Origin of the sequence: Streptomyces sp. NPDC050997, assembly GCF_040660135.1 — a bacterium.
In the GTDB taxonomy this organism is placed as follows: Bacteria; Actinomycetota; Actinomycetes; order Streptomycetales; family Streptomycetaceae; genus Streptomyces.
Genome location: NZ_JBFAGK010000019.1, coordinates 21,450 through 34,118 on the forward strand (window position 1 = coordinate 21,450; position 12,669 = coordinate 34,118).

At 71.1% G+C, this 12,669-nt stretch carries 10 protein-coding genes and 1 riboswitch; of the genes, 5 read left to right on the top strand and 5 right to left on the bottom strand.

Features of this window, described 5'->3' with window-relative positions:
* Positions 1–359 precede the first annotated feature (359 nt).
* Positions 360–1,808 carry a glycine hydroxymethyltransferase gene (locus AB0H86_RS33025; protein ID WP_362447206.1) on the bottom strand — a complete coding sequence of 483 codons (1,449 nt, stop codon included), beginning with the start codon at positions 1,806–1,808 and terminating at the stop codon, positions 360–362.
* Positions 1,809–1,849: 41 nt separating this feature from the next.
* Positions 1,850–1,940, bottom strand: a riboswitch (ZMP/ZTP riboswitch).
* A 92-nt stretch (positions 1,941–2,032) separates the two neighbouring features.
* Between AB0H86_RS33025 and rocD the strand changes: the two genes are divergently transcribed.
* On the top strand, positions 2,033–3,262 hold the full coding sequence (rocD, locus tag AB0H86_RS33030; protein WP_362447209.1) for an ornithine--oxo-acid transaminase: 1,230 nt from the start codon (positions 2,033–2,035) through the stop codon (positions 3,260–3,262).
* Here the strand turns inward: rocD and AB0H86_RS33035 are convergent.
* From AB0H86_RS33035 to AB0H86_RS33045, 3 genes are all read right to left on the bottom strand, one after another.
* Positions 3,243–4,094, bottom strand: a complete 852-nt coding sequence (locus AB0H86_RS33035) for an LLM class flavin-dependent oxidoreductase (protein ID WP_362447212.1) — start codon at positions 4,092–4,094, stop codon at positions 3,243–3,245. The genes rocD and AB0H86_RS33035 overlap by 20 nt on opposite strands.
* Before the next feature lie 177 nt (positions 4,095–4,271).
* Positions 4,272–5,465, bottom strand: a complete 1,194-nt coding sequence (locus AB0H86_RS33040) for a glutathionylspermidine synthase family protein (RefSeq protein ID WP_362447215.1) — start codon at positions 5,463–5,465, stop codon at positions 4,272–4,274.
* 52 nt (positions 5,466–5,517) lie between these two features.
* Positions 5,518–5,886: a hypothetical protein gene (locus AB0H86_RS33045; RefSeq protein WP_362447218.1), complete on the bottom strand. Its 369-nt coding sequence runs from the start codon at positions 5,884–5,886 to the stop codon at positions 5,518–5,520.
* A 162-nt stretch (positions 5,887–6,048) separates the two neighbouring features.
* On the opposite strand from AB0H86_RS33045, the gene AB0H86_RS33050 reads away from it, so the two are divergent.
* Complete coding sequence (locus AB0H86_RS33050; protein WP_362447616.1) at positions 6,049–6,897, top strand: DMT family transporter; 849 nt, start codon at positions 6,049–6,051, stop codon at positions 6,895–6,897.
* A 177-nt stretch (positions 6,898–7,074) separates the two neighbouring features.
* Here the strand turns inward: AB0H86_RS33050 and AB0H86_RS33055 are convergent, their stop codons facing one another.
* A complete protein-coding gene (locus AB0H86_RS33055) occupies positions 7,075–7,881 on the bottom strand; it encodes a DUF3050 domain-containing protein (RefSeq protein ID WP_362447221.1) in 807 nt (268 codons plus the stop codon).
* A 207-nt stretch (positions 7,882–8,088) separates the two neighbouring features.
* On the opposite strand from AB0H86_RS33055, the gene AB0H86_RS33060 reads away from it, so the two are divergent.
* Genes AB0H86_RS33060 through AB0H86_RS33070 form a run of 3 tightly spaced genes read left to right on the top strand, consistent with a single transcriptional unit; the run spans position 8,089 to position 12,647 of the window.
* Positions 8,089–8,679 (top strand): hypothetical protein, encoded by a 591-nt coding sequence (locus tag AB0H86_RS33060; RefSeq protein ID WP_362447224.1) that lies wholly within the window; start codon positions 8,089–8,091, stop codon positions 8,677–8,679.
* A 30-nt stretch (positions 8,680–8,709) separates the two neighbouring features.
* Complete coding sequence (pabB, locus tag AB0H86_RS33065; RefSeq protein ID WP_362447227.1) at positions 8,710–11,013, top strand: aminodeoxychorismate synthase component I; 2,304 nt, start codon at positions 8,710–8,712, stop codon at positions 11,011–11,013.
* A gap of 53 nt (positions 11,014–11,066) precedes the next feature.
* Positions 11,067–12,647, top strand: a complete 1,581-nt coding sequence (locus AB0H86_RS33070) for an AMP-binding protein (RefSeq protein ID WP_362447230.1) — start codon at positions 11,067–11,069, stop codon at positions 12,645–12,647.
* Positions 12,648–12,669 lie beyond the last annotated feature (22 nt).

Genomic DNA, 12,669 nt, shown 5'->3' on the forward strand with positions numbered 1-12,669 from the left:
ATCGGGACGGCCTGGGACATCGGGACGGCCTGGGATATCAGGAGGGGGCGGGACGGATGACGGCTCGGAGCAGAGGTACGGGGGTGCGTCTCGGGGGCTTCGTAGCGGTGGTGCTGGTGGTCGGCCTGTTCGGGGTGCGGTGGCAGGTGCCTCCCCGCGGGGGCCGGGCGGTGAGGTTCCGGATTTGCGGGGCTCGCTGTGGGGTTCCTGGCCGGGGTCGGAGGCGCGCTGCTGATACGCCGCGCGGCGGGCCGGCCGGGTGCCGGACCGCCGCGGGAGGGGCCACGCCAAGAGCTGATCGACCTCTGAGTCCCGTCACTGCCGAAACGGGAGCCGGGCGGGGTATCGGTCGAGGTGGGTCAGCCGAGGTCGATCTCCGGGTACAGCGGGAAGCCGGCGACCAGGTCGGTGGCGCGGCGGGAGATCTCGTCGGAGATCTTCGGGTCGAGGATGTGCTGGGCCTTGGAAGGGGCGCCCTTGCTGGTGGTGCCGGGCTCCGTGGTGGTGAGGACGCGGTCGATGAGACCGGCGACCTCGTCCATCTCGGCGGTGCCCAGACCGCGGGTGGTCAGGGCGGGGGTGCCGATGCGGATGCCGGAGGTGTACCAGGCGCCGTTGGGGTCGGCGGGGATGGCGTTGCGGTTGGTGACGATGCCCGAGTCGAGCAGGGCGGCCTCGGCCTGGCGGCCGGTGAGGCCGTAGGAGGACACGTCGATCAGGTTGAGGTGGTTGTCGGTGCCGCCGGTGACGAGGGTGGCGCCGCGGCGCGTCAGGCCTTCGGCGAGGGCGCGGGAGTTGTCGACGATGCGCTGGGCGTAGTCCTGGAAGGAGGGCTGCCGGGCCTCCGCCAGCGCCACCGCCTTCGCGGCCATGACGTGCGGGAGCGGGCCGCCGAGGACCATCGGGCAGCCTCGGTCGACCTGGTCCTTGAGGGAGTCGTCGCACAGGACCATGCCGCCGCGGGGGCCGCGCAGCGACTTGTGGGTGGTGGTGGTGACGATCTGGGCGTGCGGAACCGGGTCGAAGTCGCCGGTGAGGACCTTGCCGGCGACCAGACCGGCGAAGTGGGCCATGTCGACCATGAGCGTGGCGCCGACCTCGTCGGCGATCTCGCGCATGATCCGGAAGTTCACGAGACGGGGGTAGGCGGAGTAGCCGGCGACGATGATGAGCGGCTTGAACTCGCGGGCGGTGGCGCGCAGGGCCTCGTAGTCGAGGAGGCCGGTGGTGGGGTCGGTGCCGTAGGAGCGCTGGTCGAACATCTTGCCGGAGATGTTCGGGCGGAAGCCGTGGGTGAGGTGGCCGCCGGCGTCCAGGGACATGCCGAGCATGCGCTGGTTGCCGAAGGCCTGGCGGAGCTCGGCCCAGTCGGCGTCGGAGAGGTCGTTGACCTGGCGGGCGCCGGCCTTCTCCAGGGCGGGGACCTCCACGCGCGCGGCGAGCACGGACCAGAAGGCGACGAGGTTGGCGTCGATGCCGGAGTGCGGCTGGACGTAGGCGTGCCGGGCGCCGAAGAGTTCGCGGGCGTGCTCGGCGGCGAGGGACTCGACGGTGTCGACGTTGCGACAGCCGGCGTAGAAGCGGCGGCCGATGGTGCCCTCGGCGTACTTGTCGCTGAACCAGTTGCCCATGGCCAGCAGGGTGGCCGGGGAGGCGTAGTTCTCGGAGGCGATCAGCTTGAGCATCTCGCGCTGGTCGTGGACCTCCTGGCCGATGGCGTCGGCGACGCGCGGTTCGACGGCGCGGATCACGTCGAGGGCCGCGCGGAAGGCGGTGGACTCGTTGGAGAGGGGCTGCTGCTCTGACATGGCGGCCTCCGGGCGGCGTGGCTTGAAGCGGTCACGGTTCACGGGTCGGCCCAGGCGCACGGCACTTGTCACTCTCGCAGGCCGCTCCCCGATGGTCCGTCCCATCCCAGCGCGCCAGTCACGGCCTGCCGGTCAGCCTACCGGGCGCGTCGGCAGGGGAAGGTCCCGCGTCCACCATGCGAGCGACTATAGGAAGGGAGGGCAGTCTGACCTCGGGAGGTCCCGTGACCACGACGGAAGCGCTCATCGCCGCGGCGGACGCCCACAGCGCGCACACCTACGATCCGCTGCCGATGGTGGTCGCCACCGCGGACGGCGCGTGGATGACGGATGTGGAGGGGCGGCGTTATCTGGATCTGCTGGCGGGCTACTCGGCGCTGAATTTCGGACATGGCAACCGTCGGCTCGTGGCGGCGGCGAAGGCTCAGTTGGAGCGGGTGACGTTGACGTCCCGGGCGTTCCATCACGACCGGTTCGCGGCGTTCTGCTCGGAGCTCGCCGAGCTGTGCGGGATGGAGATGGTGCTGCCGATGAACACCGGCACGGAGGCGGTGGAGGCGGCCGTGAAGACCGCCCGGAAGTGGGGGTACCGGGTCAAGGGCGTGCCCGCGGAGATGGCGAAGGTCGTGGTCGCGGGAGGCAACTTCCACGGGCGGACCACGACCGTCATCAGCTTCTCCACGGATCCGGAGGCACGGGCGGACTTCGGGCCGTACACGCCGGGCTTCGAGATCGTGCCGTACGGGGATCTGACCGCGATGCGGGCGGCGATGACCGAGAACACGGTCGCCGTGCTCCTCGAACCGATCCAGGGGGAGGCGGGGGTGCTGGTTCCGCCGGCCGGATATCTGGCGGGGGTGCGGGAGTTGACGCGGGAGCGGAACGTGCTGTTCCTGGCGGACGAGATCCAGTCGGGGCTGGGGCGGACGGGGCGGACGTTCGCGTGTGAGCACGAGGGGGTGGTGCCGGACGTGTATGTGCTGGGGAAGGCGCTGGGCGGCGGGATCGTGCCGGTGTCGGCGGTGGTGGCGGGTGCCGAGGTGCTCGGGGTGTTCCGGCCCGGGGAGCACGGGTCGACGTTCGGAGGGAACCCGCTGGCCTGTGCGGTGGCGCTGGAGGTGATCGCGATGCTGCGGTCGGGCGAGTACCAGGCGCGGGCGGCGGAGCTCGGCGATCATCTGCTGCGGGAGCTGGGAGTGCTGGCCGGGAAGGGCCGGCTGACGGCGGTGCGCGGGCGGGGACTGTGGGCGGGTATCGACATCGATCCGGCGTACGGCACGGGTCGGGAGGTGTCCGAGAGGCTGATGGAGCGGGGGGTGCTGGTGAAGGACACCCGTGGGGCGACGCTCCGGATCGCGCCGCCCCTGGTCGTCTCCGAGGAGGACCTGGACTGGGGGTTGGCCCAGCTGGGTGCCGTACTGGAGGTGCCGGTGGTCAGAACAGGGCGTCGGTGAGTCGGTCGATCTGGTCGATGTCGGGGGCCCAGCAGTAGAGCATGACCTCGTCGGCGCCGATGTCGGACAGGGCGTCGGTCGCCTCGCGGATCTGCCGCGTGGTGGTCAACAGTCCGTTCGCCATGTAGTCGGCGCGGCCGGTGAACTCGTAGTAGTCGTGGAGGTTGCGGCGGGCCAGGTCCACGGTGGTCCGCGGGCCGAGGGCGACGCTCACCTGGGCGACCAGGCGCGGACGGCCGGGACGGTCGTACTTCTGCCAGATCGCCTCGACGCCACGGAACAGTCCGGACATGTGGCGGGGCGGGAGGGCGGCGCCGAGGAAGCCGTCGCCGAAGCGGCCGACCCGTTCGAGCGCGGCCGGGGCGAAGCCGCCGAACAGCACCTCGGGACCGCCGCACCGCGCGGGCGCGGGGCCGATGGGGCCGATGCCGTCACCGTAGGGCTCACCTGACCAGGCGCGGCGCAGCAGGGTCATCTGTTCGTCGAGGCGGTGGCCACGGCGGTGGAAGTCGATGCCGGCGGCCCGGCAGTCGTCCAGGCGGCCGCCGACGCCGATGCCGAGGGTGAAGCGGCCGTCCGAGAGGCGGTCGAGGGTCGCGGTCTGCTTGGCCAGCAGCGCGGTGCTGTGGTGGGGCGCGAGCAGTACCTCGGTCTGCACACGGATGCGGGACGTGGCACCGGCGAGGGCCGCGAGGGTGACGAGGGGCTCGGGGTTGTCGTAGACGAGCCGGTCGAGGAGGCCGAGGGTGCTGAAGGGGCCGGTGTCCGCGCGCCGGGCCCAGGCCGGGAGCTGGGCGGGGTCGTCGATGGGAAGGCCGAGGCCGATGTTCATGGGAAGAGTCCTCCGGAGGGCAAGCCTGATACGGGTGCCGCCCCTCCGTGGCCCCACGCGCTGTGCGTGGGCCTGCTCCCGTTCTGCGGCGATGCTTCCAGAGAGCTCTGTTTCTTCAGAGTGGGGTGACCGTAACGCGGCCGGTCCGGGCCCGGCAACGCGTTTTCCGACGCCTCCTCAGCGGACGACGTGTGGCAGGAAGCGGGCGTACTCGTCCGTGACCAGACCGGAGGACTCGCGGATGCCGAGGCCCGCCGACTCGCCCTCGACGACCCAGGCGCCGAGGACCACGTGGTTGCCGTCGAAGTCGGGCAGCGGCGCCAACTCCTGGTAGCAGCAGGCCTCTTCGCGTGGCGCCGGGGCGGCGTCGGAGGGGTTCGGCTGGTGGATCGTCACCCCCGCACCCTCCCGGCCCAGCAGAGGCTTGGCCACGTAACCGGTCGTCCGCGCCAACTCCCGCGGGCCGTCCAGGTAGGCGGGGAGCAGGTTCGGGTGGCCCGGATACAGCTCCCAGAGGATCGCCAGCAACGCCTTGTTGCTCAGCAGCATCTTCCAGGCAGGCTCGATCCACAGGGTGCTGCCCGTCCCGCCGCCGTTGTCGAGGGTGTCCAGGACGTGGCCGGCGAAGCGGTCGGTGGTGAGCCACTCCCAGGGATAGAGCTTGAAGCAGCTGCGGATGAAGCGGAGTTGGTTGTCGACGAAGCGGCCGGACAGCGGGTCCCAGCCGATCTCCTCCATGGCGATCCACTCGGTGTCCAGGCCGGCCTGCTCCGCGGTCTCCTTGAGGTAGGCGACCGTCATGAGGTCCTCGCCGAGTTCGTCGGCCGAGGAGTGGGCGAAGTACAGGGGGCTGCCGGGCGGGAGGAGGGCGGCTTGCTTCTTCCAGGCGGCGATCAGGCTTTCGTGGAGGGAGTTCCACTGGTCGGCGCCCGGGAAGCGTTCCTCCATCCAGAACCACTGGGGGGAGGCGGCCTCGACGAGGGAGGTGGGGGTGTCGGCGTTGTACTCCAGCAGCTTCGCCGGGCCCGTGCCGTCGTGGCGGAGGTCGAACCGGCCGTAGACGGACGGGAGTTCCGCACGGCGGCGCCAGGCCTCGGCGACCGTCCCGACCACCCGCGGGTCGGTGATGCCGAGGTCGGCGAAGCGGTTCTCGACGACGATGTGCTCGGCCGCCGTCAGGCACATGCGGTGGAGTTCCTCGACGACCTCCTCCAGCGCCTCGACCTCGGGGAGCGTGAAGGCGTAGTACGCGCTCTCGTCCCAGTAGGGGCGCAGGGTGTCGTCGGGGTAGCGGGTGAGCGGGTAGACGAGCCCCTGCTCCTCCACGGTCTGCTGCCAGCCGGGGCGGGGCTCGATGGTGTGGCGTTCCACGCGGGGCTTTCTGAGCTGCTTTCGGACGGGTGGCGGGGGCTCGGACGGTGGGTCAGCCGCCGGAACTCTTGCCGCCGCCGTCGCCGTCGCCCCCGCCGCCGAAGCCGCCGCGGTCGACTCCGCTGCCCCCGCTGCTGCTCGAACCGCCCGATCCGGACTTCTTGCCGGGCTTGGTGAAGGAGCCGCCCTTGACCCAGCTGCCCTGCTTCTTGCCGCCGTAGTAATAGGTGCCGTCGACGGTGGTCGCGGACTTGCAGTTCTTGTCGCCGACGACCTTGTAGCCCTTGGAGAGGGTGTAGCTGTCGCGGTCGACGCAGCGCTTGTCGGGGTCCGAGGAACAGGCCGTCAGGGCCACGGCGAGCAGGCCCACGCCGCCGAGCGCGACCGTTCCCGAGCGAAGTTGCCGACGTGCGTCCGCCATGTTCGTGTCTCCCCCTTGACCGGGCCCGGTGTACGGCCCCTGGTCAGGCCCGGTGTACGGCCCGTGTCCGATGTCCGCCGGACAGTTTAGAGATCGGCGAGAGGGCGCGGCCGGGCGGGCCGCCGCTCGCACCTCCCCTACAGTCGCTTTGTGCTCTTTGGAATGGTGTGCGCGCTCGGTGCCGCGGTCTGCTTCGGTACGGCGACGGTGTTGCAGGCGGTGGCGGCGCGGGCGGCGGACACCGGAGGGGGCGACGTCGGGGAGGCGACGCTGTTCCTGCGAGCGGTCCGGCAGTGGCGGTACCTGGCCGGCCTGGCGCTGGACGGCCTCGGTTTCCTGTTCCAGGTCGCCGCGCTGCGGTCGATCCCGATCTACGCGGTCGGGGCGGCACTCGCGTCCAGTCTCGCGGTGACGGCGGTGGTCGCGGCGCGGCTGCTGCGGGTACCACTGAGCGGGCGTGAGTGGGGCGCGGTGGGGGTGGTGTGCGCGGGGCTCGCGCTGCTGGGGATCGCGTCCGGGACGGAGGGCGACCGCGACGGCCCGGCGGCGTTGGAGTACGCGCTGCTCGGTGCGGCCCTCGCGGTGCTGCTGCTCGGGCTGAACGGGGGCCGGCTGCCGAAGCGGGTGCGGGCCGCGGTGCTCGGCCTGGGGGCCGGGTTCGGGTTCGGGGTGGTCGAGGTGGCGGTACGGCTGATCGACTCGCTCGCGGTCTGGGACCTGGTGCGGAATCCGGCGGTGTACGCGCTGCTGGTCGGGGGTGCGGCGGCGTTCCTGTCCCTGACGTCGGGGCTGCGCTCGGGCTCGGTCACGGCGGCCACCGCCGGCATGGTGATCGGCGAGACGGTCGGTCCGGCGGCCGTGGGGGTGATCTGGCTCGGGGATCGCACCCGGGAGGGCCTGGGGTGGGTGGCGGTGCTGGGCTTCCTCGTCGCGGTCGCCGGGGCGTTGGCGCTGGCCCGCTTCGGGGAGGCACCGTCTACGGCCGAAGCGCCGGAGGCCGTGAGTCCGTGAGGTCGTGAGACCTGAGGTCGTGAGACCTGAGGTCGTGAGACCTGAGGTCGTGAGACCTGGGGTCGTGAGGCCCTGACGCCATGAGGCCGTGAGGCCCTGAGGTCGTGGGGTCCAGAGGCCCTGCGGCCGGCCCCAAGGCCCCAAAGTCCCGAGGGCGCCCTGAAAGCGCCCTGCCCCTCACCCCACCGCGTCCACCGCGTCCACCGCGTCCATCGCCTCCGTGATGCCGTCCCACAGCCGGGACCTGGCCTCCAGCGCGAGGGTGGCCGTTTCGACGGCCTCCTGCCAGCGGGTGTCGTCCGTGCCGCAGAGGTCGGCCACCATCTGCAGGGCCATGGGGGTGTGTTCCTCGCCGTCGACCTCGATGTGGCGGGCGAGGTAGTCGCGGAAGAGCGGGAACCGGTCGGCGCCCTCCTCCTTGATCACCTGATCGAACATGTCAGGGATGAGGTCCTCGCGGGAGAAGGCGAAGGCGGCCGCCCGACAGTGCAGGGGCCGGTCGGTGATGATCGCGAAGGTGGTGCGGACGAACTCGGCGGCGGGGGCCGGGACTTGAGCGACCCGCAGCGCGGAGGACACGTCGTGGCCCTCTTCGGTCAGCGCGAGGAACGTGTCGATCCGGGTGGTGTCGGCCGACGCCTCGGTCATGGCCGCGCGGTACAGCTCGAAGTGGCTGCTGAAGCCGCCGTTCAGTTCGTCGCTCTCCTCGACCAGCACGATGTCGTTGATCAGTCGCCGGCTCACGGCCGAACCGCGCGGCACCCAGGGGACGTCGACACAGGTCAGCTCCCGTTGCAGGGATGTGAGCAGGGACATGAAGTCCCACACGGCGAACACATGGTGCGCCATGAAGGTCGCCATACGTTCTCGGCTGTCTATTCGCCGGTAAAGAGGATGGGCGGTGACTTCTTTTCGTGCTGGTTCGATCACGGCCCGGGCCCGGTCGATTCCCTCGTGGGTCATATTCCAGTCGTACCTGGACATGGAACTCCTTAGGTCTCGGACGGCGATCGTGCAGCTTTTCCCGACCACCCGGCAAGCGCTTCCCCGTATTTGCCAAAAGTTACCGCAGGTACTGATCGACACAAGACGCCAAGGACGTCAAAAACATACGAAGAGCCGCGTTTCGGACAGTCGAAAAACTTCGTTGAATATTTGAACGGGTCCGGTCGCCTTTCCGTACTCCACGGCGTGACCAGTAATCCCGTCACCGTGACCGTGGCTTATCACGTGGTGCCGGGCCATGAAGGGGAGTTCCACTCCTGGGGGTGGGCCATGCTGGCCGCGAGCGCGCAGCAGCAAGGCTTCCTGGGGGGTGGCGTTCTTGTCGACGGAGAGGCGGAGTGGCATGTCGTCTATCGCTTCGCCAGCGAAGGCACCGCCCTGGCCTGGGAGAACTCGACCGTGCGCAGACAGTGGGACATGCGCGCGGAGGGGTTCGCCCGACAGACGGGCCGACGGAGCGTCCGAGGCGCGAAGGTGTGGTTCGACGCCCAGAGCGAGCGCACTGCGACGACGCCTCCGGCACCTCCGGCTCCGCCGTCGAAATGGAAGCTGTGGTTCGTGAATATGAGCGCCGTGTTCCCGCCGGTGCTTCTGTTCAATCTGATCGTGCTCCCCTATCTTGGCGATCTCAATCCGTTCATTCGTACGCTGCTTTTGTGTCTGTGCGTGACGGCTCTTGTCACCTGGATTTTGATGCCGCGCCTTCAGCGTTTCTTCAAGAAATGGCTGTATCCACCGCTCCAGGCACTCCGCGGACGGCACAAACGGACCGCGTAGGCCAGAGAACGACGCAAGGGAGGTGGGCGGGTGAAGACCCTGCTCATCGACAATTACGACTCGTACACGTACAACCTGTTCCAGCTGATCGCCGAGGTCAACGGCGAGGAGCCGGTGGTGATCCTCAATGACGCCCACGCCGACGCGATTCCGGATCTGGCGGGATTCGACAACGTGGTGGTGTCGCCGGGTCCAGGACACCCGGCGAAGGCACGCGACTTCGGCATCAGCGCCCGGGTGCTGGCCGGGTCCCCGGTTCCCGTGCTCGGCGTCTGCCTGGGCCACCAGGGCATCGCCCTCGGGTCGAGCGGCCGGGTGGAGCCGGCGCCGGAGCCCCGGCACGGGCATCTGACCACCGTCCGGCACGACGAGCGGGACCTGTTCCAGGGGGTGCCGCAGGCCTTCACCGCGGTCCGCTACCACTCACTGGCCGTGCGCGAGCCGCTGCCCGAGGCCCTGGAGGCCACCGCCTGGGCCGAGGACGGCGTGCTCATGGGGCTGCGGCACCGCACCCGGCCCCTGTGGGGCGTGCAGTTCCACCCGGAGTCCGTCCTCACCCAGTACGGCCACCGCATGCTCGTGAACTTCCGGAACCTCACCGCGGACCGGGCACGCAAGCTGCGTACGAAGAACACCGCGGTCCCCCCGGCCGAGGTGGCGATCCGCCGCCCCGCGGCCACCGCGATCCGATCCGCCGCCGCGACATCCGCGGCCATCACGAAGCCGGCGGCCACGGCCACGGCCACATCGTCGACCACCACACCCGGCCCGTCCGGCGTCTCCATCCCCCGCCCTCGGCGGGCCGGTGGTGCCGCCTACCGTCTGCACACCCGTCGTATCGCGGGCGCGGTCGACGCGGAGGCCGCCTTCACCCGGATGTACGCCGCGTCCGAGCGGGCGTTCTGGCTGGACAGTTCGCTGGTCGAGCCGAGCCGGTCCCGGTTCTCCTTCCTCGGTGACGACAGCGGACCGCTCGCCGAGTTCGTGCGCTACGACGTCGACGCCGGGCTCTGCGAGATCGAGCGGGCGGGACGGCCGCCGCGCAAGGTCAAGGCCAGCGTCTTCGACTACCTGAAGCGGCAGTTGGCGAACCGTCGGGTGGACGCCACCGGGCTGCCCTTCGACTTCACCGGCGGCTATGTCGGCTACTTCGGCTACGAGACGAAGGCCGACTGCGGATCGCCGAACCGACACTCGTCCGAAATCCCGGACGCCTGCTGGCTGTTCGCGGACCGGCTGATCGCGGTGGACCACCAGGAGGGTTTCACCTACGCCGTCTGCCTGGCGGAGGACTCCCCGCAGGCGGCGCGGGAGGCCGCGGACTGGCTGGAGGGCACGCTCGCCCAACTCACCTGCGTGAAAGCCGACCCCGGCCCGACCGCCGACGTCCAGTCGCCGCCCACGGCCGCTCCTGCTCCTGACCTCCTCGCCGCCGAGCCCTGGCTGGTGCGCGACCGGGCGACCTATCTCGCGGACATCGAGGCCTGTGTGCGGGAGTTGCGGGCGGGCACCAGCTACGAGATCTGTCTGACCGACGCCGCCCGTTTACCCGCTCCGCCGGACGCGTACGACTTCTACCGCGTACTGCGTCGCGTGAACCCGGCACCGTACGCGGCGTTCCTGAGGTTCAAGGACCTCGATGTGGCCGGCTCCTCCCCCGAGCGTTTCCTGCGGATCACCCGGGACGGGGTGGCCGAGGCCAGGCCCATCAAGGGCACCGCGCCCCGCGGCGACGGACCGGCGGCGGACGCGAGGCTCCGGGACGCACTGGCGGCGGACGCCAAGACCCGCGCCGAGAACCTGATGATCGTCGACCTGCTCCGCAACGACCTGGGCCGGGTCTGCCGGACCGGCACCGTGCGCGTGCCGAGGCTGATGGCCACCGAGACGTACGCCACCGTGCACCAGCTCGTCTCCACCGTCGAGGGCCGGCTGCGCGCGGGCACGGACGCGGTGGACTGTGTCCGCGCCTGCTTCCCCGGCGGCTCCATGACCGGCGCGCCGAAGCTGCGCACGATGGAGATCATCGACTCGCTGGAGACCGAGGCCCGGGGCGTCTACTCCGGAGCCCTCGGCTATCTGGGGTGCGGCGGCGGCGCGGATCTCAACATCGTGATCCGTACGGCCGTACTCGCCGACGGAATGATGCACCTCGGCGCGGGCGGGGCGATCGTCCTCGACTCGGACCCGGTCGCGGAGTACGACGAGATGCTGCTGAAGACGGCCGCGCAGATGAGAGCGCTGCGGGAGCACACGGCCGACCGGATCCAGGAGCAGCGGGAGCAGGCCGGCCCCCGGATGCCTCGGACCGCCACCGAGGAGGCCACCCGATGACGACCGCCGCGAACCGGCACGGCACAGCCCGTGCGACGCCGACCCCCCGATCCATGACCCCGAAGCCCACGGCCCCGAAGTCCACGGCCTCCAAACCCACGGCCTCCAAGTCCACGGCTCCCCAGCCCAGGCTCGCCCCGGCCGACGCGGGCGCCCCCGGGAACCTCGCGGCGCATCTCACCGCGCTCGCCGAGCGGCGCGGATGGACCGGCCGGGCCGCCTTCCACCAGGGCCACCGGGTCTGGACCCACGGCGAGGTGCACGCTCTCGGGGCCCGCGCGGCCACCGTGCTCGCCGAGCACGGTGTGCGCCCCGGCGACAGGGTGCTGCTCGCCCTGCCGGACGGGATCGCCTGGGTGACGGCCTTCCTCGCCACCGCCCGTCTCGGGGCCGTGGCGGTCCTGGTCAACCCGGAACTGCCCGCGGCCGAGCACGCGTTCATGGCCGAGGACACCGAGGCCGTGCTGTGCGTGACCGGGCCGGGACTTGAGGACCGCTTCAGCGACCGGGCGCGGCTCGGCGCCGACCAGCTGCTCGCGCTCACGCCCACCGCCGAGCCGGCCGACGCCTACCCGGTGGACGCGCACACTCCGCTGTACGTCCAGTACACGTCCGGCACCACGGGCCGCCCCAAGGGGGTGCCGCACACCCACGGCGATCCGCGGACGTACCACGATCTGATCGGCCGGCGGCTGCTGCGGATCACGCAGAACGACGTCACGCTGTCGGTGTCGAAGCTGTACTTCGCCTACGGTTTCGGCAACGCCTTCGTCTTCCCGCTCTTCTCGGGTTCGTCGGCCGTGCTGGTGGACCGGCGTCCGACCCCGGCCGCCGTGGACGAGCTGGCCGCCCGGCACCGGGTGACGCTGCTGTACTCCGTACCGTCGGCGTACGCCGCCCTGGTCGCCGACCGGGGCAGCGGCCACGAGGCGTGCTTCGCCTCCGTACGCGCGGCGGTGTCGGCCGGTGAGGGCATGCCGACGGTGCTCGGGATGCAGGTCGCCGAGCTGCTGGGCGCGCCGGTGCTCGAACAGATCGGCTCCACCGAGGCGGGGCACGCGTTCTGCGCCAACAGCTTCGAGTACAACCGTCCCGGCACCGTCGGCCGTCCCGTCCCCGGCTTCGAGGTGGAGCTGCGTGACCGGGACGGGCATCCGGTGCCGGAGGACGCCGAGGGCGAACTGTGGGTGCGCGGGCCGACGGTGACGCCCGGCTATCTGAACCGGCCCGAGGAGACGGACCGGGCCCTGGCCGGCGGCTGGCTGGCCACCCGGGACCGGGCGTGCCGCGAACCGGACGGCACGTACCGGCATCTGGGCCGCGCCGACGACATGGAGATGGTCGGCGGCATCACCGTCTCCCCGCTGGAGGTGGAGGACGTGCTGCGGACGCATCCGGCGGTGCGGGAGGTCGCGGTCACCGCCGTCCGGGACGGGAACGGCCGCAGTCGGCTGCGTGCCTTCATCGTCCCCGCCGCGGCGGTGCCACCCGGGCTCGAGGACGACCTGATCCGGCTGGCTCAGTCGCATCTGGCCGCTTTCAAGGTCCCCCGGATTGTCAGCTTCGTGCCGTCCCTGCCCCGCACGCCGACCGGAAAGCTCCGCCGTCACCTGGTCCGCGCAGGCGCGTGGTGACCATGGCAGAAAGGAAGGGCGT

What these genes read in the sequence shown, in the direction of transcription:
- AB0H86_RS33025 (WP_362447206.1), bottom strand. Translation starts at nt 1,808, where the DNA reads ATGTCAGAGCAGCAGCCCCTCTCCAACGAGTCCACCGCCTTCCGCGCG.
- AB0H86_RS33035 (WP_362447212.1), bottom strand. Translation starts at nt 4,094, where the DNA reads ATGAACATCGGCCTCGGCCTTCCCATCGACGACCCCGCCCAGCTCCCG.
- AB0H86_RS33045 (WP_362447218.1), bottom strand. Translation starts at nt 5,886, where the DNA reads ATGGCGGACGCACGTCGGCAACTTCGCTCGGGAACGGTCGCGCTCGGC.
- AB0H86_RS33050 (WP_362447616.1), top strand. Translation starts at nt 6,049, where the DNA reads ATGGTGTGCGCGCTCGGTGCCGCGGTCTGCTTCGGTACGGCGACGGTG.
- AB0H86_RS33055 (WP_362447221.1), bottom strand. Translation starts at nt 7,881, where the DNA reads ATGTCCAGGTACGACTGGAATATGACCCACGAGGGAATCGACCGGGCC.
- AB0H86_RS33070 (WP_362447230.1), top strand. Translation starts at nt 11,067, where the DNA reads ATGACCCCGAAGCCCACGGCCCCGAAGTCCACGGCCTCCAAACCCACG.